Source organism: Streptomyces sp. A18, assembly GCF_059026065.1.
In genome coordinates this window covers 99935-121628 of the sequence record NZ_JBWLKL010000016.1, presented here as the reverse complement: position 1 = coordinate 121628, position 21694 = coordinate 99935, and the positions used below count along the sequence as shown (strand labels likewise).

The 21694-nt window shown below is 68.6% G+C and carries 23 protein-coding genes; 13 read left to right on the top strand and 10 right to left on the bottom strand.

Annotated features, from left to right (window positions below):
• Positions 1-22: 22 nt before the first annotated feature.
• The 3 genes from rocD to AC5P1C_RS24540 all read right to left on the bottom strand — a co-directional run bounded on the left by rocD (position 23) and on the right by AC5P1C_RS24540 (position 2800).
• Complete coding sequence (rocD, locus tag AC5P1C_RS24550) at positions 23-1282, bottom strand: ornithine--oxo-acid transaminase (RefSeq protein ID WP_493868077.1); 1260 nt, start codon at positions 1280-1282, stop codon at positions 23-25.
• Positions 1279-2085 (bottom strand): dimethylargininase, encoded by an 807-nt coding sequence (gene ddaH, locus AC5P1C_RS24545; RefSeq protein ID WP_493868076.1) that lies wholly within the window; start codon positions 2083-2085, stop codon positions 1279-1281. Before ddaH ends, rocD begins: the two co-directional genes overlap by 4 nt.
• A 187-nt stretch (positions 2086-2272) precedes the next feature.
• Positions 2273-2800, bottom strand: a complete 528-nt coding sequence (locus AC5P1C_RS24540) for an Lrp/AsnC family transcriptional regulator (RefSeq protein ID WP_493868075.1) — start codon at positions 2798-2800, stop codon at positions 2273-2275.
• Positions 2801-2875: 75 nt separating this feature from the next.
• Here AC5P1C_RS24540 and AC5P1C_RS24535 point away from each other — a divergent pair, with 75 nt between their 5' ends.
• A complete protein-coding gene (locus tag AC5P1C_RS24535; protein WP_493868074.1) occupies positions 2876-4105 on the top strand; it encodes a hypothetical protein in 1230 nt (409 codons plus the stop codon).
• A 54-nt stretch (positions 4106-4159) separates the two neighbouring features.
• Here AC5P1C_RS24535 and AC5P1C_RS24530 read toward each other — a convergent pair whose 3' ends face one another.
• From AC5P1C_RS24530 to AC5P1C_RS24520, 3 genes are all read right to left on the bottom strand, one after another.
• The gene (locus tag AC5P1C_RS24530; protein ID WP_493868073.1) at positions 4160-4525 is read right to left on the bottom strand and encodes a cupin domain-containing protein; all 366 of its coding nucleotides are present in this window, start codon (positions 4523-4525) and stop codon (positions 4160-4162) included.
• Between the two features lie 283 nt (positions 4526-4808).
• Positions 4809-5777: a DUF3500 domain-containing protein gene (locus tag AC5P1C_RS24525; protein WP_493868072.1), complete on the bottom strand. Its 969-nt coding sequence runs from the start codon at positions 5775-5777 to the stop codon at positions 4809-4811.
• A gap of 237 nt (positions 5778-6014) precedes the next feature.
• Positions 6015-6908: an NADP-dependent oxidoreductase gene (locus AC5P1C_RS24520; protein WP_493868071.1), complete on the bottom strand. Its 894-nt coding sequence runs from the start codon at positions 6906-6908 to the stop codon at positions 6015-6017.
• Between the two features lie 70 nt (positions 6909-6978).
• Here AC5P1C_RS24520 and AC5P1C_RS24515 point away from each other — a divergent pair, with 70 nt between their 5' ends.
• A complete protein-coding gene (locus AC5P1C_RS24515; RefSeq protein ID WP_493868070.1) occupies positions 6979-7548 on the top strand; it encodes a TetR/AcrR family transcriptional regulator in 570 nt (189 codons plus the stop codon).
• Positions 7549-7567: 19 nt separating this feature from the next.
• Here the strand turns inward: AC5P1C_RS24515 and ligD (AC5P1C_RS24510) are convergent, their stop codons facing one another.
• Positions 7568-8587 (bottom strand): non-homologous end-joining DNA ligase, encoded by a 1020-nt coding sequence (gene ligD, locus AC5P1C_RS24510; RefSeq protein ID WP_493868069.1) that lies wholly within the window; start codon positions 8585-8587, stop codon positions 7568-7570.
• Positions 8588-9122: 535 nt separating this feature from the next.
• On the opposite strand from ligD (AC5P1C_RS24510), the gene AC5P1C_RS24505 reads away from it, so the two are divergent.
• Both AC5P1C_RS24505 and ligD (AC5P1C_RS24500) read left to right on the top strand, forming a co-directional pair.
• On the top strand, positions 9123-10004 hold the full coding sequence (locus tag AC5P1C_RS24505; protein WP_493868068.1) for an SDR family oxidoreductase: 882 nt from the start codon (positions 9123-9125) through the stop codon (positions 10002-10004).
• 87 nt (positions 10005-10091) lie between these two features.
• A complete protein-coding gene (gene ligD, locus AC5P1C_RS24500; protein ID WP_493868113.1) occupies positions 10092-10988 on the top strand; it encodes a non-homologous end-joining DNA ligase in 897 nt (298 codons plus the stop codon).
• 42 nt (positions 10989-11030) lie between these two features.
• Here ligD (AC5P1C_RS24500) and ku read toward each other — a convergent pair whose 3' ends face one another.
• Positions 11031-12131 carry a non-homologous end joining protein Ku gene (gene ku, locus AC5P1C_RS24495; RefSeq protein ID WP_493868067.1) on the bottom strand — a complete coding sequence of 367 codons (1101 nt, stop codon included), beginning with the start codon at positions 12129-12131 and terminating at the stop codon, positions 11031-11033.
• A gap of 165 nt (positions 12132-12296) precedes the next feature.
• Here ku and AC5P1C_RS24490 point away from each other — a divergent pair, with 165 nt between their 5' ends.
• Both AC5P1C_RS24490 and AC5P1C_RS24485 read left to right on the top strand, forming a co-directional pair.
• Complete coding sequence (locus AC5P1C_RS24490; RefSeq protein WP_493868066.1) at positions 12297-13400, top strand: amidinotransferase; 1104 nt, start codon at positions 12297-12299, stop codon at positions 13398-13400.
• Positions 13401-13523: 123 nt separating this feature from the next.
• Entirely contained in the window at positions 13524-14708 is a 1185-nt protein-coding gene (locus tag AC5P1C_RS24485) for an FAD-dependent oxidoreductase (protein WP_493868065.1), read from the top strand.
• Between the two features lie 216 nt (positions 14709-14924).
• Here AC5P1C_RS24485 and AC5P1C_RS24480 read toward each other — a convergent pair whose 3' ends face one another.
• Positions 14925-16034 carry a beta propeller repeat protein gene (locus tag AC5P1C_RS24480; RefSeq protein ID WP_493868064.1) on the bottom strand — a complete coding sequence of 370 codons (1110 nt, stop codon included), beginning with the start codon at positions 16032-16034 and terminating at the stop codon, positions 14925-14927.
• A 1-nt stretch (position 16035) separates the two neighbouring features.
• The gene (locus AC5P1C_RS24475) at positions 16036-17121 is read right to left on the bottom strand and encodes a hypothetical protein (RefSeq protein ID WP_493868063.1); all 1086 of its coding nucleotides are present in this window, start codon (positions 17119-17121) and stop codon (positions 16036-16038) included.
• A gap of 212 nt (positions 17122-17333) precedes the next feature.
• Between AC5P1C_RS24475 and AC5P1C_RS24470 the strand changes: the two genes are divergently transcribed.
• The 7 genes from AC5P1C_RS24470 (at position 17334) to AC5P1C_RS24440 (ending at position 21664) form a co-directional block, all read left to right on the top strand.
• A complete protein-coding gene (locus AC5P1C_RS24470; protein ID WP_493868062.1) occupies positions 17334-17504 on the top strand; it encodes a DUF5670 family protein in 171 nt (56 codons plus the stop codon).
• Positions 17505-17846: 342 nt separating this feature from the next.
• Positions 17847-18167, top strand: a complete 321-nt coding sequence (locus tag AC5P1C_RS24465) for a gas vesicle protein GvpO (protein ID WP_493868061.1) — start codon at positions 17847-17849, stop codon at positions 18165-18167.
• Positions 18168-18248: 81 nt separating this feature from the next.
• Positions 18249-18698: a gas vesicle structural protein GvpA gene (locus AC5P1C_RS24460; RefSeq protein WP_493868060.1), complete on the top strand. Its 450-nt coding sequence runs from the start codon at positions 18249-18251 to the stop codon at positions 18696-18698.
• Between the two features lie 3 nt (positions 18699-18701).
• Positions 18702-19415 (top strand): GvpL/GvpF family gas vesicle protein, encoded by a 714-nt coding sequence (locus AC5P1C_RS24455; protein ID WP_493868059.1) that lies wholly within the window; start codon positions 18702-18704, stop codon positions 19413-19415.
• Between the two features lie 62 nt (positions 19416-19477).
• Entirely contained in the window at positions 19478-19735 is a 258-nt protein-coding gene (locus tag AC5P1C_RS24450) for a gas vesicle protein GvpG (RefSeq protein ID WP_493868058.1), read from the top strand.
• Positions 19736-19821: 86 nt separating this feature from the next.
• Positions 19822-20502: a hypothetical protein gene (locus AC5P1C_RS24445; RefSeq protein ID WP_493868057.1), complete on the top strand. Its 681-nt coding sequence runs from the start codon at positions 19822-19824 to the stop codon at positions 20500-20502.
• On the top strand, positions 20495-21664 hold the full coding sequence (locus tag AC5P1C_RS24440; protein WP_493868056.1) for an SRPBCC family protein: 1170 nt from the start codon (positions 20495-20497) through the stop codon (positions 21662-21664). The genes AC5P1C_RS24445 and AC5P1C_RS24440 overlap by 8 nt, the downstream gene beginning before the upstream one ends.
• Positions 21665-21694 lie beyond the last annotated feature (30 nt).

Sequence of the window (21694 nt, the reverse complement as noted above, 5' to 3'; positions counted from 1 at the left end):
CGGTGCGGTCAGGAGCCGCCGGTCACGCCAGGACCTTCTTCAAGGCCGCAAGGGCACAGTGCAGTTCGTCCTCGGTGATGGTCAGCGGCGGCGCGAGGCGGATCGTGGAGCCGTGGGTGTCCTTGACCAGGACGCCTTCGGCGAGGAGCCGTTCGCTGATCTGCCGTCCCGTGCCGAGCGCGGGATCGATGTCCACGCCTGCCCAGAGCCCGCGGGCCCGGTAGGCGGTGACACCCGCGCCGGTGAGGTCCGAAAGGCCGCGGTCGAGTACGTCGCCGAGCTCGGCCGCCCGCCGCTGGAACTCCCCGGTGGCCAGCAGGTCGAGGACCGCCGAACCGATCGCCGCCGCCAGGGGGTTGCCGCCGAACGTCGAACCGTGCTCGCCGGGCCGCAGCACGGAGAGCACGTCGCGGCGGGCGACGACCGCGGAGACCGGAACGATGCCGCCGCCCAGGGCCTTGCCAAGGAGCAGGACGTCAGGCACCACCGATTCGTGGTCGACGGCCAGGGTGCGGCCCGTGCGCCCCAGGCCCGACTGGATCTCGTCGGCGATGAACAGGCATCCCGTGCGCCGGGTCAGTTCGCGGACACCGGTGAGGTAGCCGTCGTCGGGGATGAGTACGCCGGCCTCGCCCTGGATGGGCTCGATCAGCACGGCGGCGGTCGTCTCGTCCACGGCCGCTTCCAGCGCGGCGAGGTCGTTATAGGGAACAACTCGGAAGCCCGGCGTGAAGGGCCCGAATCCGGCGCGGGCCGTCTCGTCCGTCGAGAAGCTCACGATCGTCGTCGTACGACCGTGGAAGTTGCCGTCGGCGACCACGATCGTGGCCCGGTCCGGTGCGACGCCCTTGACCTCGTACGCCCACTTGCGGGCCACCTTGACGGCGCTCTCCACTGCTTCGGCGCCCGTGTTCATCGGCAGGACCATGTCGAGGCCGGTCAGCTCGGCCAGGCGCTCGGCGAATCCGGCAAGGCGGTCGTGGTGGAAGGCACGCGAGGTGAGGGTGAGTTCGTCGAGCTGGCGGTGCGCCGCCTCGGTGAGCGCGGGATGGCGGTGCCCGAAGTTGAGGGCCGAGTAGCCGGCCAGCATGTCGAGGTAGCGGCGGCCCTCGACGTCCTGCACCCAACTGCCCTCCGCGCGGGCGACGACCACCGGCAGGGGGTGGTAGTTGTGCGCGAGCACCGGAGCTTCGGCGCGGATCAGGTGCGCCGACGAACGCTTCTCGGACTCGGACTCGGATGCGGACGAGGTGGCGGGCAGGGCGGTGGCGAGGGCGTTCATGAGCGGATCTCCTGGGTGCAGCACTTGATGCCCCCGCCGGCCTTGCGGAACTCCGAGAGGTCGACGGGGACGGGGACGTAGCCACGGTGGGCGAGCTGAGTGACGAGACCGTGGGCCTGCGGGGCGACGAAGACATGGCGGCCGTCGGACACGGAGTTGAGGCCGAACGCGACGGCGTCGTCCTCGGTGGCGATCACCGCCTGGGGGTAGAGCCGCCGGAGGACCTCACGGCTCCCCGGGGAGAACGCCTCCGGGTAGTACGCGATGTTGCCGTCCTCTCCGCCGCCTTCCGCGTCACCCTCGTCCTCGCCGAGGAAGAACAGCGCGGTGTCCAGGTGGTAGAAGCGGGGATCCACCAGCTCCAGGCTGATCACCGGTCTTCCGAAGAACTCCTGCGCCTCGCGGTGGGCATCCCAGTGCGTACGGAAGCCGGTGCCCGCCAGCACGAAACGGCCGGCCGGGACCAGGTCTCCTTCTCCCTCGCAGACCGCCTCGGGATGGTGGGCGTCGAACCCGGCCGCCTTGAACCAGCTCTCGTACGCGAGGGACTCCGGGCGCCGCTCGGGCGCGTGGAAGGAGGAGCCGAAGACCCGGCCGTCGACGACCACGGCGGCGTTCGCCGCGAACACCATGTCGGGCAGGTCCGCCACCGGGGCCACCACCTCGACCGTGTGGCCGTGTGCGCGGTAGGCCTGAACGAGCGTCAACCACTGGTCGCGGGCGCGCTCGATGTCGACGGCATCATCCGTGTTCATCCACGGGTTGATGGCGTAGCGCACGTCGAAATAGCGGGGCTCGCACATGACATAGCGCCGGGGGCGGACACGGACGTGCGAGGCAGCAGCTCCTACAGGCACAGAGGGTCCCTCCGCTTTCTGCGGTGACGATTGGGGTACCGATTGGGGTACCTCCACCGTAGAAAGACGCCGATACGCGCGACAAGAAGGGAAAACTGCGTACACACGCAGGATCACTGCGTGAATAAGCCCTTCAGAGCACGATCGCTGCGCCCCCTGTCGTGTCGTCCGTGAAACTGTCCGGCGCGGACTCGCTGGCCCCCGCCTCCGGGCTCTCCGGCAGCAGGTGCGACAGCACCATGTAACTGATCGTCTTGCGGACGAAGGGTTCGTTGCGGATCCGCTCCAACACCTCCTCGAAATGCCCGACATCGGTGGCCCTGACGTGCAGCAGCGCGTCGGCCGCGCCGGTCACCGTCATGGCCGCCGCGATCTCCGGGTACTTGCGGGCGACCTCGGCGAGACGCCGAGGCGGTGCCGCGCTGTCGCAGTACACCTCGATGTACGCCTCCGTACGCCAACCGAGCGCGGCAGGCCGGACGGTGGCCCTGTACCCCGTGATCACATCGGCCTTGCGCAGCCGGTCCACCCGGCGTTTGACGGCGGTGGCCGACAGGCCCACGGCCGTACCGATCTCGGCGAAACTTGCCCGAGCGTTCCCGATCAGGGCCGCGACGATCTTTCGGTCCAGGTCGTCGAACGGCGTGGCTGTGGCGGTCATACGGACGATCCACTCCTCGTGCGCCCCCAGGCGGGGCCGTCTGATCCCATCTTGCCGGAGCGGCACCCGTGCACCGTGAGCGAGACGGAAGCCGTCCTCGCACTCGCCCAATTGATGCGCGTACCCGGGCCCGCGTACGTCATGATCGACCGGACCGAGAGGAAGACGATGGATACCGCTGAAGAGCAGGAGCGCCTACTGCGCGGGCCGCGAAGAGACCTCGAGCGAGCCCGGCGAAACCCGGCGACATGGCCCGGCCTGGCCTGCGTCGCGGAGAACACGGACGAAGGCCGCGCGATCGACCGCAACAAGGCTGCCCGCAGCAGCGTCCTGCGGGCACTCCAGTACGACCGCCGCCCCCAGGACCTGCCGCTCCTCCGCTTTCTCCTCCAGCAGGAGACGGCCTTCTACCAAGAGGTCGTTCCTTGGGGGCTGGCCCGGGATCTGACGCTCGCAGGCTTCCTGCTCGCCGAACACCGGCAGGTGGAGGATCTGTGGCTGCACTGGACCGCGAAGAACATCAGCTTCGACACGGCCCTCGGCTACCACCTCTACCACCTGCTCACGGGAGGTACCGGAGCCGCCGTCGAAGCCGTACGAGCCAGTACCCACCCCGATCGTGACCGGATACTGGACGACATCACGGCGGATCGCCATACCGACACCGCCGTCGAGGAGTGGCTCGACGACCAACGCGCGCAGTTCCCCGCCACCCCGGCCGACGAGAGCCTGAAATCATGGGCCCACCTCGCCGCGAGCCTCGGCGACCGCGAGACATCCCGCTTCTTCCTGACCGAATGGGCCGCCGGCGAGCCTCGCACCGAGGACACGCTCAACACCCTGCAGTATTTCTTGGCCCAACTCGGCTACGTGACCGAGGCGGTGGCGGTGCAGCGAGAAGTCGTCGCGATCAGCGAAGCCTCGTGGCCGGGAGGCAGAGCGAGCAACCTGCTCACACTTGCCCGGCTGCAGCGGCAGGCCGATGACGCTTCGGGCGCGTGGAGCACACTCGAAGAGGCGCACCACGACATGCCACCCGACAAGCAGGGGCTGCGCGCGGGTCTGTGGCGGCACCTCGCCAGGGACTGCTTCCTCCTCGTCCCGCTCACACCCGACGCCGCCACGGCTCGCCGCTGGTTCACCACGAGTGACGAGCACCTGCAAGGGATTCCTCGGCTCTGGATGGACGGAGTCCTCGACGCGGCGATGACGGCCGCGGAACACATCGGCGATCAGCGAGCGCTTCGCCGCTGTCGCGCGTTGCGGCATGCCGCAGCCCGTGAGCGTGAACAGGAAGTCGGCTGACCGACGCCCTCCCCGCGTCCCGCGTCCCGCGTCAGGAGCGCCAGCGGACTGGGGTCATCCATCGGCCGGTTTCGCGTACTCCTGAGCCATGGCTCCCGCGAAGTCGTACAGCACGACCGGTTCCTCACCCACGACCCAGGCATCGTGTCCGGGCGGAAGCACGAAGACATCGCCCGGCCCGACCTCGGCCTCGCCTCCGTCGTCCATGCGAATGTGCATCCGTCCCTCGACGACATAGCCGTTGTGGTGGATCTCGCAGCTCTCGGTCCCCGCGAGCGGGGCCACGGACTCGGACCAGCGCCAGCCCGGCTCGAAGGTGCCCACGGCGAAGTCCAGCCCCGTGAGGTGGACGGCTTCGAGGTGTCCCCGGGGGAAATCGCGTCGCTCGTCCGGCTTTTCGACCGCCTTGACCTCGATCATGACGACATCCTCCTTCTGTCCAGGCCAACAGTCCCGGAGTCAGTTGCGGAGGCAGTTGTCGACGTCGCGGTGTCCACGGCCGACGCCATCACGGCCGACCCCTTCCTTCCATCGTCTGCCTGTCCACCTGAGGACGCCACCCGGGCTTCCGGCGGTACCGGGGTCCGCAGAAGCCGGGCCCCTCACGATCCGAGCAACGCGTCCAATCCCGCGGCCAGTTGCCGCGGCCCGCCCTTTCCGTCCAGGGAGATGGCCGTGGCCCGCAGGCGCGGGAACTCCTGCGTCACATGTGCTGCTGTGTGTAGTGCGCGCGCAGCAGGTCGGCGCCCCAGTCGTGGCGGATGTGCCGCCAGACCGAGTGGGCGTGATTGCCGTCGTCCTGGGTGTTGTCGTACTCGATGAGGAAGTCCGGGGCCCGAACGCAGTAGTAGTGCCGCTCCCCCGGCGCGCGGCCTCCTGCCCAGGCGAAGGAGAGGGCGTCCAGTCCACCCGCCACGGTGTCGGACCAGCACTCCTGCGCGTACGCCGCGGGCGCGCGGTCCAGGTAGCGGCGTACCAGGCGCTCGAGCAGCCCCTGCTGACCGGGCGTCATGTCGCCGTACGTCAGGCCGGTCGGCAGCGCGTCCGGATCGGCGAACGGATCGTCACGGGTCAAGATGTCGTCCGGCGGTTCGACGGCGAAGGTCGCCCTCGCCCGCCGGCCGTCGTCCAGGTCCGTGACCAACTCCCGGGCCAGATCCTCCTCAGGTCCCAGCAGTCGGCGACCGGCCTGCGGACCGCTCGGGATCCGCGCGGGCTCGGCACCGATGAAATGCGGCGTCACCCGCATCCCGGCCTGCGTGATCAGTACATGGACGGCGAGATGATGACCGTTCATCCGCCAGCCCCAGGGCCCGTCGCCATCGGGGTCGCCCAGGAGCCGCAGCCAGTAGCGGTCCCCGCCCGTGCCGCCGAGCGCCGCGCGGCGATACCGCTCCACCTCGATCGCCCCACGCGCCAGCTCCGCGCCAGCGGCGCTGTGCGCCGCGGCCAGCAGCGCATCGACGGCCTTGCTCTGCCGACCGTCCATATGCTCGGTGGACAGCCCGGGGCGCGGGCCGGGCAGATACGTCCACTCCCGCAACTCGGGCGCATCCAGCCGATCGGGCACGGCACGCAGCTCACGCACCTGCTGCGGCTCCAGCACGGACAACAAGGCACGCACGGCTTCCCGCATCTCCGCGCCCGCGGCCTCCGACCGATACCCGTCCATCGCCACTCCTCCCCCTCCGCGCCGGATCCGGCGCACCCGCGAGGGCCCCTGAACCCCCTGATCCATACTGCGTCATCCGGCGGGGAGGAGACACCGGAACCACCTGCCCGCCTGCAACGCGCGCCCCGCTTACGGACGGACCCGGCCGGCGCTGTCGAGCACGGTGGCGTGCACCGGATCCCAGGGTCAGCGCTCAGCTTGCCTGCGCACGCGCACGCGCACGCGCACGCGCACGCCTCAGATGATCACGACCCGGCGTCCACGCGTGTGACCCGCTCGGCTGTCGATGTGCGCCTCCGCGGCCTCCGTCAGCGCGTACGACTTCTCGACCGGGATGTGGAGCTTGCCCCGCGAGATGAGGTCCGCGGCCTCGGTGAGCGCTTCTGGGACGCTTCCGGCCATGCCGGAGAAGCGGACGCCGAGCTCCGGCGCGGTGAGATCGGCGATGGAGATCACCTTGTGCGGATCCCCGGTCAGCTCGACGAGTTCGCGGATCACGCCCGAGCCCGCGAGATCGAGGGCCGCGTCGACGTGGCCGAGCTGTCGCACCCGCTCGACCCAGCCCTCGCCGTACGTCGTGGCGAGCGCACCCAGGCCGCGCAGATAGTCCTGGTTCGCGGCCCCGCCCGTGCCGATCACCGTGATGCCCCGGTCGCGGGCGATCTGCAGCACCGCCGACCCGACTCCCCCGGACGCACCGCTGACCAGCAGCGTCTGCCCGGACCGCACACCGACCTCGCGGATGACGCGCAGCGCGGTCTCCACCACGGAGGGGTAACCGGCGGCTTCTTCGAACGTCAGCCCTTCAGGCATGCGGGCCCAGGCCGAAAGGACGGCGAACTCGGCGTAGGTGTTCGAGCCTTCACCGAATACGTGGTCGCCGGCCTCGACCCCTTCGACGCCCTCGCCCACCTCGTCCACGACTCCCGAGGCGTCAAGGCCGACTCCGGCCGGCAGCTCGATCGGACGAACCTTCTGGAACTGGCCTTCACGGACCCGCCAGTCGACGGGATTCACGCCCGCCGCCCGCACGGCGATGCGTATCTGACCGGGGCCCGCATGTGGCTCCTCGGCGTCCAGGAGTTGCAGGACATCAGGACCGCCGAACTCGGCGAAACTCACTCTCTTCATGCGATCGACCGTAACACTAACGGTTAGTGTTTCGGAACGGTTTTTGTTTTGTACTTGATAGTGTCGACGCATGACCGTGCCGCCGGGACGTCGTGAGCGCAAGAAGGCCGCGACCCGCCAGAAGATCGCTGACACCGCCCTGCGGCTGTTCTTGGAACGCGGGTACGACGCGGTGGGCATCCGCGACGTGGCCGCCGAGGCCGACGTGGCCGTCACCACGCTCTTCTCCCACTTCGCCTCGAAAGAGGCCCTGGTGTTCGAGCAGGACCAAGACTTCGAGCTACGCCTCACGCAGGCGGTCACCGACCGAGCGCCGCACGAGCCCCTCATCCCCGCACTGCGCCGCGAGATCCAGGCCCTGGTGCGCCACTGCACGGCGGACAGTTCCGCCCCGATCTGGCGCCTGGTCGACGCATCACCCGCACTGCGGGAGTACGAGGAGTCGATGAGGCTGCGCCATGCGGAGGTGCTGGCGACGGCCATCGCCGCGGATCCTCATCTGCCACAGACCACAACTGCCTGCCGGACGATCGCGCGGTTCGCGATCGACGCCCATTCCCTGGCCCGTGAGGCAGCCGATCCGGAGGCGGCGGTGGACGAGATCTTCCGGATGATCGAGGCGGCCTGGGCAGTCGCCTGAGCTACTGGCCGCGTGCGCGTCAGGTCTCCGCACGCTCCCTGACGACCTCGGTCGGATCCTTGTCGTTCCGCAGCCCTTGATAGCGGGGGTGGCGCAGCATCCCGTCGCGCGTCCACTCCGTGAAGGCGATCTGCGCCACGAGTCTCGGCCGCGCCCAGTGGGCGGTCCGCTCCGCGACGCGGTCCGCGAAAGGCGATTCGGCCTCCTGAAGTTCGTCGAGTTGCCGACGCAGGGCGAGCAGGGTCCGCCGGTCGAATCCGGTGCCCGCCTTGCCCGCGTAACGCAGCCGACCATCTTCGTAGTAACCCAGCAGCAGCGCACCGATTCCCACCCGACTTCCGGCGGGTTCGGTGAATCCGCCCACCACGAACTCCTGGCCCTGGGAGCACTTCAGCTTGAGCCAGTCGTCCGAGCGGCGCGCTTGGTAGGTGCTGTCGGCGCGTTTGGCGATGAGCCCCTCCCAGCCGCGTCGGCATGCGTCGGCGAGGAGTTCCGGTCCGCCCTCATTGCGGTGGGCGCTGAAGCGCAACGGTGCCGCGAAGGCGATGGCGCGCCGTAGCAGCGACTTGCGGGTGCGCAGCGGCAGACGCCGCACGTCGACGCCGTCCAGACGCAGCAGGTCGAAGGCGTAGTAGGTCACCGCGACCCCGGTCTTCGCGACGTCGGAAGGACGGGTGAGTCCCATGCGCTGCTGGAGCCGCGCGAAGTCGGTGCGACCGTGCGCGTAGGCGACGATTTCGCCGTCGATGGTGAAGTCCTCGCACTCCTGCGCGGCGAGCGCGTCGACGATCTCCGGATACGTGGCATCCAGCTTCCGCCCCGTACGGGACCTGAGCGTCACCCGGCCGTTCTCGCGTACCGCCAGGACCCGGATACCGTCCAACTTCCGCTCAAAGAGCCATCCTTGGGGGAAGTCACGCCGGTCGGTGAGCGTCGCCAGCATCGGGGAAGCCGCCAGTTCAACGCCTGGCGCCGCCTTGCGGGTGCGGTCGTCCAGTTCGGTCGGCAGTGTGTCCAGCAGGCCGGTCGGCTCTGTCATCTCCGCCCACCACCGTCGTGGATCTGCACCACGAACGTGGGCTCATGCTCACCGCTGTGCGCCGGCTCGCTCCCGCTCCGCGTCTCGCTCTCGCCGCTCGGCTCACTCGTCCGCTCGAAGTTCCGCTTCCCGCGATAAGCCCGCCGTGCGTCCTCCTCGGCCACCTCAGCTCCCTTCCGCCGAGCCGCTGGTCCCACATACCGGCTGCCGACTGCCGACTGGCGGCCATCACCGGCACACGTCGGCCTCGCGTACCCGACCCGTTTCCGCTCGCCCTCCAGCCCCGGCCAGGTTATGCACCCCCGGTCTGCCGCGCACGGCGAGCCACCCTGGCCGCAAGCTGTCGGCCGGGCTGTCGCCTCACCCGGGTTTCGATTGCTCTCCTCTCGTACGTGTGAGCGTGCGGTCTGCGGGACACCCGCTGATCCGACGGCTTGCCTTCACGCAGGTCGTAGGCCGTGAGCAGCGTCAAGCGTTCGCGCCTGCGCGGAGCGCGGAGCAAGCTGGGAAGTGAATCCAGGGAGGAACAGCGTCGATGAGTGAAACCCCGCAGGATCCGACGACAAAGCACCCGCAGCCGGAGTTCGCTCAGCAGGATCAGGAGCCGCCGGGCTGGAGCGGCCCGATGGATCCGCCTCCCGACCACGGTGAGGAGTCCTACCGGGGAAGCGGTCTCCTCCAGGGCCGAGCAGCGGTCGTGACCGGAGGCGACTCCGGCATCGGCCGGGCCGTCGCTCTCGCCTATGCACGCGAGGGCGCGGACGTCCTGTTCACCTATCTGCCCGCTGAGGCGGAGGACGCGCGCGAGACGACTCGCCTCGTCGAGAAGGCGGGGCGCCGCGGTCTGGCCGTGCCGTGCGACATCCGAGAAGAGGAACAGTGCCGTCGGCTCGTCGAGCGGGCCGTGACGGAGTTCGGCCGGATCGATGTGCTGGTCAACAACGCGGCGTACCAAATGTCGCAGCCGCAGGGCATCGCAGACATTTCCACGGAACAGTTCGACCGCGTCGTGCGCACGAATCTGTACGGCATGTTCTGGCTCTGCAAGATGGCCGTGCCGCACATCCCCGCGGGCGGATCCATCATCAACACCACGTCGGTGCAGGCCTACAAGCCGAGCCCTCACCTGCTCGACTACGCCATGACCAAGGGCGCCATCGTCACCTTCACCCAGGGCCTCGCGCAGATGCTGGTCGACGACGGTATCGGGGTCAACGCCGTTGCTCCGGGGCCGGTGTGGACGCCGCTGATCCCGGCGACGCTCCCGGACACCAAGGAGTTCGGGAAGCAGGCACCCATGGGCCGGCCGGCCCAGCCGGCGGAGATGGCACCCGCGTATGTGTTCCTGGCCTCGGAGCACGCGAGCTTCATCACCGCCGAGGTCATGAACGCCACCGGGGGCACGCCGCTCCCATGATTCCTCCGGAGGGGGAGGCAGTAGACACATCGGCGTGAAGGAGGCGGTGACGTGAGCTCCACCGTTGAACTGCAGGTCGGCCGCCGCATGTTCGACATGAAGCGGCCGGAGAAGGAACTGTTCCCGCGAGACGGCATCACCAAGGCCGATCTCGCCGAGCACTATCGGCGCGTGGCACCACGCATGCTCCCCGAACTGCGCGGCAGGCCCCTGATGCTCGAGCGGATGCCGGACGGCATCGACGGAGAGCGCTTCTACCAGAAGGAGATCTCCGACTACTTCCCCGATTGGATTCATCGTGCCGCGGTGGCCAAGGAGGGCGGCGAAGTGACGCACGTGGTCTGCGAAGACACCGCGACCTTGGTGTACCTGGCGAGCCAGGCGTGTATCACCCCGCACCGCTGGCTGAGTCGCGCGGACAAACCGCGCAACCCCGACCGCCTGGTCTTCGACCTGGACCCGCCCGCCGACGACTTCAAGCCGGTGCGCCGTGCGGCTCATCGCCTGCATGAGCTCCTGGATGAACTGGACCTCCCCTCGGGCCTGATGACCACGGGCTCACGGGGCCTGCACGTCGTCGTACCGCTGAACCGCCGCGACGACGCCGATGATGTGCTGGCCTTCGCCCGCTCCGCCGCCCAGACGCTGGCAGCACGGTACGCGCGGGAACTGACCACCGAGCCCCGCAAGGACGCCCGCAAGGGGCGGCTGTACCTGGATGTCGCGCGCAACGGCTACGCCCAGACCGTCGTCGCTCCGTTCGCCGTCCGCTCCAAGCCGGGCGCCCCCGTGGCCGCGCCGTTGGACTGGGGGGAACTGGACGCACCCGAACTGACCGCACGCCGCTGGACGATGACCGACCTGGGCGACCGCCTCGACAAGGACCCGTGGGCGGGACTGGCCCGGCATGGACACGGCGTGACCACGGCGGCCCGGCGCCTGCGGGCTCTGGCGGGGAGCACGGCCCGCGACAGCGAGGGGTGACACGACCACGATCCGGCGAGCTCTGCCCAGGCATGTCAGACGTCAGGACGTGGCTTTATGCCGCCGCCCAGCCCCACGCAGGGCATCGAGGAGCTCTTTTCGGTTCATGGAGGAGCGGCCCGGGACCGAGGCGTCGACGGCCCGTTGGTAGAGCTCGGACTTCGTCAGGGAGTCGAGCGACGGCCCTCCCGTCTTCCCTCCCGTCTTCCCTCCAGCCTTACCCCCTGCCTTGCCCTCCGCCCTCCCTCCTGCTTTCTCTTGCCGCTTCCCGGCGCCGGCAGAGCGGCGCTTGGCTGCAGCTTCACGGATATCCGTCGGAGGCCGTGCACCGCTGTCGCCGCGCTTCTTGCTGCCGCTGCCCGAGGGCTTCTTCGCACGGTCCACGCTCGCCCGCAGGGCGTCCATGAGGTCGACGACGTTGGTGGACTCGGCCGGGGGCTCCGCCTTCTCGACCGACTCCCCCTTGCGCCTGGCCTCGATGAGAGCGGCCACCTGCTCCTGGTAGGTGTCGTGGAAATCCTCGGGCTTCCACTCGATGCGGAGTGTGTCCACGAGCTGACGCGCCATCTTCAGCTCACGGTCGGTGACCTTCGTCTTTCCCGGCAGGTCGTCGATCTCGTCGCGCGGGTCACGGATCTCGTCGGCCCAGTGCAGGGTGTGCAGCGTCAGGAGACCGGCCTCGGCCTTCACCGCGACCAGATACTGATGATTACGCATCACGAACGTGGCGATCCCAGCTCGGTTCGCCTCGGACAAGGCCTTCTCGAGCAGCGCGTAGACCTTGGCATACTCCTTGCCCTTGGGGCCGAGGTAGTACGTCTTGTCGAAGAAGATCGGCGCGACCTCCTCCAGGTCGACGAACCCGGTGATCTCCAGCGCCTTGGAGCGGCCGGGGGCGATGTCCTCCAGCTCGTCCGGCTCGATCAGTACGTACTCGTCACCGGCATCGAAGGCCTTGACGATCTCGTCGAGAGGAACTTCCTCGCCGGTGCGTTCATTCACCCGTTTGTTGCGCACACGGTCGGACGTGCCCCGCTGCAGCTGATGGAAGCGGACGGTATGGCTGTCCGTGGCGGTGAACATCTGGACAGGCAGAGACACGAGACCGAAGGTCAACGTTCCGCTCCACACCGGACGCGCCATGGCTGCGCCACCTTTCTGTCTCCCCCCATGGCACCCCGCCCGATGGCTTGTCGCATCCGGGGCAGGGGCGTGCTCTCCCGTCTCGCGCAGCTTTACCGAGCCGTCCCTGAGTAAAATCAGGCAAAGCGGGTTACCGACTTGGATGAGTGAAGGCGGTGGACCACCATGCCCCACAACCTCGCGGAGCCACTCGTTTCGCCGGTGAATTCCCACAATGAATGGGACCCGCTGGAGGAGATCATCGTCGGGCGCCTCGACGGCGCGGTGATCCCCTCGAGCCATCCCGTCGTGGCCTGCAACATCCCGCCCTGGGCAGCCCGCCTGCAAGGGCTGGCCGCAGGCTTCGAGTATCCGAGCAGGCTCATCGAGCCCGCCCAGGAAGAACTCGACCAGTTCGTCGATCTCCTGCGCTCCCTCGGGATCACGGTCAGACGCCCGGACTCGGTCAGGCACAAGGAGCCGTTCAAGACCCCCGACTGGTCCTCGCACGGCTTCTGCAACGCCTGCCCGCGCGACAGCCTGCTCGTGATCGGCGACGAGATCATCGAGACACCGATGGCGTGGCCCTGCCGGTACTTCGAGACCCACTCCTACCGCGCGATCCTCAAGGACTACTTCCGGCGCGGCGCGCGCTGGACCGCGGCACCACGGCCGCAGCTCACCGACGCACTGTTCGATGCGGACTACTCCACCCCCGAAGCCGACGAGCCCATGCGCTACATCCTCACCGAGCACGAGCCGGTGTTCGATGCGGCTGACTTCGTGCGGGCGGGACACGATCTGTTCGTCACACGCAGCAACGTCACCAACCAGATGGGCATCGCGTGGCTGCGCCGCCACCTCGGCCCCGCCTATCGCATTCACGAGGTCGCCAGCAGCTGCCGTGCACCCATGCACATCGACACGACACTCCTCCCGCTCGCGCCCGGCAAAGTGCTGATCAACCCCGAATACGTCGACGTCGACCACCTGCCCGACGCCCTGAGCTCCTGGGACGTCCTCATCGCACCCGAACCCAATCCGATCGACGAGCGCCTGCTCAAGCTCACGTCAATGTGCGGCAAATGGCTCAGCATGAACGTGCTCATGATCGACGAGAAGCGGGTCATCGTGGAGCGGCACCACACCGACATGCTGCGCGCGCTCGAAGGGTGGGGGTTCGAGCCCATCCCCTGCGAACTTCTGCATTACGCGCCGTTCGGCGGCTCGTTCCACTGCGCCACGCTGGACATCAGGCGCCGCGGCACGCTCGAGTCGTACGTCCAGTGAAGTCCCCGGCGTTCGCGCCCTGCTGTCACTCTGCGGTCCCGCTCGTGAGGGTGCCCGGACTCCTCGTCTCAGTTCAGTGACAGGGCGAGGGCGGCTTGGTGAAGGGCCGTACGTTGTATCGGCATGAGACCCCGTATCGCCGTGGTCGGCAGCGGTCCCGCCGGCCTTGCCTTCGCCCGCGTCCTGCACCGTCACGGCCATCCCGTCACCATCCTCGAACGCGATCCCTCACGCGACGCGCGTCCCCCGGGCGGCACGCTGGACCTGCACGAAGGGCTGGGCCAACTGGCGCTGGAAAAGGCGGGATTGCTGGCGGAGTTCCAGGCGCTGTCCCGTCCCGAGGGGCAGGCCATGCGCATCCTGGACACGGACGGGACCGTCCTGCGCGACTGGCAGCCCCGCCCGGGTGACCAGGCCAATCCCGAGATCGACCGCGGGCAACTCCGCGACCTGCTGCTCGGGCCCCTGGACGTCCAGTGGGGGCGGACCGTGACGGAGGTGGTGCCGGAGCACCGGGATGGCGTGCTGGTCCACTTCGGGGACGGGCGACAGGAGACGTACGATCTCGTGATCGGCGCGGACGGCGCCTGGTCCAAGGTCCGCCCGGCGGTCTCGTCCGTGACACCGCAGTACACCGGTGTCACCTTGATGGAGACATCCCTGGACGACGTCGACACCCGCCACCCCGACCTCGCCCGGCTGGTCGGCGACGGTTCCGTGGGTGTGTACGGCGTGAACCGCGCGATCGTCGCCCAGCGCAACAGCGGCGGCCACGTCAAGGTGTACGCCCAGTTCCGCGTGGAGCTGGACTGGCACCCGAATCCGGCCCCGACCCCCGACCCGAAGCCGGACCAGCAAACCGGCCCGAACCAGCAGGCGGCCCGGAACCCGGCCGATGTCGAGGCCGTGCGTTCAAGCTTGCTTGCCCTGTTCGACGGCTGGGCCACACCCGTCCTCGACCTCCTCCGCCACGGCACGGCCTTCGTCCACCGCCCCCTCTACACCCACCCCGTGTCCAACACCTGGGCCCACGTCTCCGGCGTGACGCTGCTGGGCGACGCCGCCCACCTCATGCCCCCGCTGGGAGCGGGTGCCAACCTCGCGATGCTGGAAGGCGCCGAACTCGCCGAGTCCGTCACGGCCGCCGCAAGCCCTGGAGAACTGGACGAGGCCGTCCGCGCCTTCGAGGAGCAGATGTGGGAACGGGCCGGCACGTGGGCGAACATCACGACGGCGGGACTGGAGCGCCTCGTGAGCCCGGACCCCTCCGAAGCCATCGCCCTCTTCGACGAGGTCCAGCCTTCCTGACCGCCGAGCCCACGGCCGTGATGGATATCAGCGGGAGAGCAAACTGTCTCGGCGCGCAGGACTTCGAAGGGCCTGCCGTGGTAGGGGCGCGTGGCGGGGTCGACAGGGCGCCTGGAGTGCGCGGGCGAAGACGCTGCCGAGCCATGTGCTGCACGGCGGGTAGCGGCGCTCCTTTTCCCCGCTCCACCAACTGCTGGGTGCCGCCCTCACTCCATCTCAGCCGAACCCCAGAATGCGCGGAGCGAAGGTCCCCTCGGGGCCGTCGGCGCGGCCGACCGACCACACTTGGTCCGTGCCCGGCACGGGTGCGAGGCGCAGCACCCAGGATTCGCCCTCCCCGGGCACCGCCGGTTCGCTGTGCTCGGTGAACGACTGTCCGTTCCAGGCGAGGAAGTCAGGGCCGGGGACGAACGGCGGATTGCTGCCCGGCGGGCCCCACTTCTGGGAGCGGGCCACCGCGACCCAGCCCAGCGTGCCGGACTCGGTGGGCGTGAGTGAGCTGATCGAGCCGAAGTCCGTGGGCACGCTCACCCTGCTCCACGCCTGCCCGTCCCAGCGGACCAGCAGTGGCGGAATCGGGCGGCCCGGCGGGCCGCCGACGAACCCGGCCGTTCCGCCCGCCCAGACCTCCGTCGGTGAGACCGCGAGGACACTGCTCACGGCCGACCGCGGGAATCCGTCCACGATCGTCTGCTCCCATGCCTGCCCGTTCCAGTGCGACACGGCCGCACCCGAGTTGCCGGCGCCCGCGGCCCAGACGTCGTCGGGCGCCAGGATGTGCAGGCCGTACACGGATCCCGGCGGCGCCGGCACGTCCCGCCAGCCGCGCCCGTCCGAGCGCAGCAGAACCTGCGCGCCGTCCCGTGAACCGATCAGCCAGGTCTCGCCGCCACCGGCGACGACTTTGGTCAGTACGACACCGCGCGGCGCGCGACTCTCGTTCCAGGCGGTGCCGTCGTGGCGGAGCAGGTGGGCGCCGCCCGCCGAGTCGCGGCCGACCGCCCAGACCGCGGTCGGTGAGGTCGCGGCGATGGACAGCAGCTCTCCCTGCCAGCGGATCCCGGGCAGACTCTGGCGCTGCCACGCGGTTCCGTCCCAGCGCAGCATCAGCGGGAAGCCCGGCGCCTCGCGGCCGACGGCGTCGGTTCCCACCGCCCACGCCCGGTCCGGCCCGAATGCCACGGCCTCGTTCAGTCCTGCCTGCGGACGAACTTGCGCCGGGACCGGGACGTGTTCCCAGGACCGCGTCTCCGCGGCGGCCGAGGTCATGACGGTCACGATCGTCATGGCGGCAGCGAGGGCCGCGACGAGCAGTCTGCGTGCCATGTCAGCCTTCCAGCCGCTCGCTCATGAGGTTCGGTTTCGAGCCGTAGATCTCGGCGGTCCCGAAGGACAGCAGTGAGGACCCGGCCTTCGCCAGTGCACGCGGTTTGACGTCGATCGCGTCGGCGCGCTCCGGTCCGTAGGAGAAGGTGGTGCGACGGCCGTCCACGCGTGCGTACTTCGACTGGAACGCGCGGTCGCTGCGCACCGGCAGCCACAGCGCGCCGTCCGGGCCACGCACCATGGCCTCGGTGTAGGTGTCGCCCAGCGGTGGGTGGGTGGTGCGCCAGGCGTGCCCGTTCCAGGTCATCAGGTAGGTGCGGGGGACGCCGTCGGTGTACTGGCTGCCGCCGATGGTGACCCGCCCGGACGGCTCGAGCAGGATCGTGTGCACGTTGCTGTCCGGCGGCAGCGGCACCTTCGCGTCCCGCCACTCGGTGCCGTCCCAACGCAGGACGGTGGTACCGGTGTTGGTGTCCGCCCAGGCCCAGGCGTCGGTGGCAGTACGCGCGGTGATGCCCATCAGGTACAACACGCCATCCGGGGTGGGCTGTTCGGCCCAGCTGGAGCCGTCGTAGCGCAACACCTTCAGGCCGGTGTCGTCCTCACCGACCACCCACGCGGCACCCGGCACCGCGGTGAAGTCCTGGTAGGTCCACAGGGTCTGCGGCAGCGGGACGGCACTCCACTCTCCCGGTTCTCCCCGTTCTCCCGCCGACCGGCGCAGGATCTCGCCCTTCCCCACTCGGTCGCGGAGGATCCACACCTCATCGCCGACGAACTGCACCTTGCCGAGCCAACCCAGCTCGTCGGCGCCCGGAAAGGACGCGTCCCGGCTCCACCTCTTGCCGTCCCACCGGTACAGCATCGGCCGCAGTCCGTCAGCTGCGTGCTCGTACCCGGTCGCCCACGCCTCACCCGGCCCACGAGCGGCGAGATCGGACACGGTCACCGGCGGGGCCGCCGCCGGCACCGGCAATGCCGACCAACTCGGCTTCGCGGCTGTGGCAGGCGTCGCTCCCGCACCTGGTGCCAGGACCGCGGCACACGCGAGCACGAGGCAGACGACGACCGCACGGACACCGTTCACGAGACCCCCCAGGGACGCGAAGGTCGCACAGCGTATTGGCATGGGCACGACCGCGAACAGGCGACATCCGGCCGATCGCAGCTCCTTGCGGAGGGCCCATGGTCGCGGAACACGAAATCGTGAGTGTGCCCTCGAACCTTCGCAAGAAACAACACATTTGAACGCGTGGCGGAGCAAGGTCAGGGCACGCGGCTGCCAGGAGGTTGATAACGATGGTTCCACTGCTGGTAGTTCTTCTCTTGGCTCTGCTTCTGTTCGGTGCAGGTTTCGCCCTCAAGGCCTTGTGGTGGGTTGCTGTTATCTTGCTGGCAGTTTGGCTCATCGGGTTTGTCGCCCGGTCGACGGGAAGCGGTGGCCGCAAGAGCCGCTGGTATCGGTGGTAAAGCCACGCTCCCATCCGACGGAAGTCCGCGAACAGGGATGTGGGGGCGTCCGGGGCCACCCCAGGCCGGGCCTCGCCCACATCCCTGTTTCCCACGATCTGACCCCTTACGTACGGTGATAATGCCTTGTTGAGCAGAGTCGCTTAGCTGCTTCTTATGACGTGGCATTACCCACTCAGGCAGGGCAATGCAGTCGGATCGCGTGGTCCGAAAAATTCTCCGGCGCATTTGCATACACGCTTCGAGGCAGGGCACTCGCCGGGCTACGCGATCACTGGATGAGGGGATGACAGCAATTGGAGAACACCCCCGCACGGCGGCACCGCACGGCAAGGAGGAAACATGAGCGCACAAAATGAGGCCCCTCCAAAGAAAGACCAACCTGCCGCGAGAAGACGGCCGAAGCCCATTTCCGCGGCCGAGGCGATGCGCGCGGCGGCGGCGCAACTGGGCGAGCTCGTCGGGCGTGACGCGTACGCGGTGTCCTCGCTCAAGAAGCACGGCGAGGGATGGACGGCGGATGTCGAGATGACGGAGATCGAAAGAATCCCGGACACCTCAAGCGTCATGGCCAGCTACCGCGTCGAGATCGACGCGCAGGGGCAACTCACCGGCTTCGAGCAGAAGAAGCGCTACTCGAAGGGGCAGATCGACCGGACCTGAGTCGGCACGTCCCTGATTCCGGCACGCCCCTGATTCCGGCCGCACGCTCCCGTCCGCCCACCCGTACCAGGAGGAGACAGCATGAGTGTCGTACAGCAAACGAGTGCCCCCGCGACCAGTGGTGGCGGTGGCGGGTCAGGAACCCTCTACGACGTCATCGAGCTCATTCTCGACCGCGGTCTGGTCATCGACGCCTTCATACGGGTGTCCGTGGTCGGCATCGAGATACTCAAGATCGATATCCGCGTCGTGGTCGCCAGCGTCGACACCTATCTGCGCTTCGCCGAGGCGTGCAATCGCCTCGACCTGGAGTCGGGCCGCAAAGCCCCGAGCCAGCTCCCGGACCTGGTCGGCGACATGACCGAGAGCGGGGCCAAGGGCAAGTCGAGAGGAGCATTGACCGGCGCTGTGGAGGCGTTCTCCGACTCCTTCCAGAAGGGCCGTGACGACTCCGACGAGCAGACCGAGGAGAAGCCCCGCAAGACCGCCTCATCGAGCAACCGCCGCGCCGGCCGCCGGCAGGAGGGCTGACCCATGCCCACATACATCTACGCCATCACGCCCGCCGAGCACCCCCTGAGGATGGACGGCCTGCAGGGCGTCGGCCAGGAAGGTTCCGCACTGCGCACGGTCAGTACGTCGACGCTGTCGGCGGTGGTCAGCACGGCTCCCGAAGGGCTGCGCGCCAAGCGCCGCGACCTGGCCGCGCACGAGGCGGTACTCGAGCAGCTCATGGCGGATGGAGCGGTACTCCCCATGCGCTTCGGCCTGGTGGGACCGGACGACGACGCGGTCACCCAGGCCCTGGAGGAGAACGTCGGTGTGTACACCGAGCGGCTCAAGGAACTGGACGGGCGCCTGGAGTACAACCTGAAGGTCACGCGTGAGGAGGAGGACCTCCTGCGGGAGATCATCGCCACCGATGACCAGGTGCGACAGCTCAACGAGCAGACCCGGGAGCAGCCGGACGCGCATGACGCCAAGGTGCGTCTCGGCGAGCTGATCTCCCAGCGGGTGACGAGCCGGCACAGTGCCGACAGCGACAGCATCGTGCAGAACCTATCCGCGTACGCCGTCGGCTCGTCCGTCTCGGACCCGACCAGCAAGCACTTCATGAACGTCTCGTTCCTGGTGGAACGGGACAAGGCCGCCGCTTTCTCCGAGGCCGTTCACCAGGATGCCGAGCAGCGGGGCGATGCCTACACGTACTACCTGCACGGGCCGCTACCCGCCTACAGCTTCGTATGAAGACGCCTTAACGCGAGGAACGCGAGTAGCGCGAGGCCCAACTACGGGACAGGTGAAGCCGGATGGGTTTGATCACCGGACTTCTGACGCTTCCGCTCGCACCGGTGCGCGGCACGATGTGGGTGCTGGAACAGGTCACCGAGACCGCCGAGCGGGAGTATTACGACCCCGCGCCGGTTCACGAAGAGCTCATCAGGCTGGAACAGGACTTCGTCGCCGGGAAGATCACGGAGGACGAGTTCGACGAGCAGGAAGACGAGCTGCTCGACCGCCTGGAAGTCCTCCAGGCGCATCTGGCCCGAATCGACGCCCGCCGATGATCTCCACCGCCTGGCCTGGCACAAACAGCCGCAGGCGACCGATGGAACACCGAAGACCATCAATGCCGTACAGAGGTGTGTAGACGATGATGACGAATGGAAAGATCGGCGCCGCCGTAGTGGGTGGGTACCTGCTGGGACGGACGAAGAAGGCCAAACTGGCCATCGGGCTGGGGATGTTCTTGGCGGGCAAGAAGCTCAGCCTGAACCCTCAGCAGATCGGGAAGCTCGTCAAGGACAGTCCCGCGCTGAGTGCTTTGAGCGACCAGGTACGGGGTGAGCTCGTCGATGCCACCAAATCGGCTGCAGGATCGGCCCTGACGCAGCGCATGACGCGCCTGTCGGACTCGCTGCAGGACCGCACCGAGGCTCTCAACTCCCCTGGCACGCAGGGGCGTCGAGAGGATGACGACGAGGACGAGCGTGACGCTCCGGAGGACGAGTCAACGGCGGACGAGGCTCCAGGAGACGAGCAGGCCCCGGCAAAGGCGCCGGCCAAGTCGACGCGCTCCAAGAGCGCACGCGCCGAGAAGTCGGCCGGCGCCCAACGCAGTACGCCGCCCCACCGTCGCTCACACCCCGGCCAGAGCTCGAACGGCAGCAAGGGCACGAGCAAGAGCACGAGCAAGAGCGCCGCGGCTTCCCGCAGCGGCTCGACCGGCAAGCGGTCGTCCGGCGCGGCGGCGGGAGCCGCGAAGAAGACGGAGCGGCCGGCGCGCAAGCAGCAGGCCAAGACCAAGCAGGGTGGAGGCGACGACCGTGGCTGAATCGACATTCGCCCAGTTGAAGAAGAACGTGGTGGAGAACCCCGCCACCGACCAACTCAAGGACGACCTCAAGAAGTACCTCGAGGCCAGAGCGCAACAGACGGTCTCGTCCCTGGGGCGAAAACTCGGGGAGAGCGTCACGAACCTGGGCACCCCCGGCCAGGGCGGCGGCATGATGAAGAGCCTCAGCAAGGGAGGCCAGGCCCTCGCCGAGGGCAAGTCCCCCGCCAAGGCCGCCATGTCCGCAGGCGCGGAGCACGCCAAGGGCGCCCTGAAGGACAAGGTGAAGGGCCTCTTCGGCAAGGGGAAGGGCAAGGGCGGCGGCGGTTCGAAGTCCGTCGTCATCAGCGAGGACATCGACGTCGGCGTCCCGGTGCGCGAGGCCTACGACCAGTGGACCCAGTTCCAGGAGTTCAGCTCCTTCGCCAAGGGCGTGGTGAGCGTCGACAAGGCGGACGACACCACCAGCAACTGGACGGTGAAGGTCGCCAAGTCCACCCGAAGCTGGAAGGCGAACGTCACCGAGCAGATACCCGACGAGCGCATCACATGGACGACTGAGGGCGCCAAGGGGACGGTCAAGGGTGTGGTGACCTTCCACCGCATCACCGAGGATCTGACGCGTGTCCTGCTCGTCCTGGAGTACTTCCCCAAGGGTCTCTTCGAGAAGACCGGCAACATCTGGCGCGCGCAGGGCCGCCGGGCACGCCTGGACCTCAAGCTCTACCGCAAGTTCATCATGATGCGCCGAGAGGCCACCGACGGCTGGCGGGGGGAGATCCGCGACGGCGAGGTGACCGTCGACCACGACGACGCCATCGCCGACGAAGAGCAGGTGGGCGAGGACTCCCAGGACGACGCGTCCGCGGAGGCCCGGGACGACGAGGAACTGTCCGACGAGGACGACGGTTACGACCAGGTCGACGAGGTCGATGAGGACGATGCGGGCGAGGCCGTCGACGAGGACGGCGAGCCCCGCGCCGAGGTCGATGGCGAGGTCGATTCCGAGGACGAGGAGTACGACGAAGACGACACCGAGGATGTCGAAGGCGTCGAGGACGCGGACGCGGAGGCCTACGACGATGAGGACGACGTCGACGACGAAGACGTCGAGGAGATCGACGAGCCCATCGAGGAGGAGGGTGTGGCCGCCCGCCGCTGACAGGCACCGCAGCGCCCCTCACCTCATCTC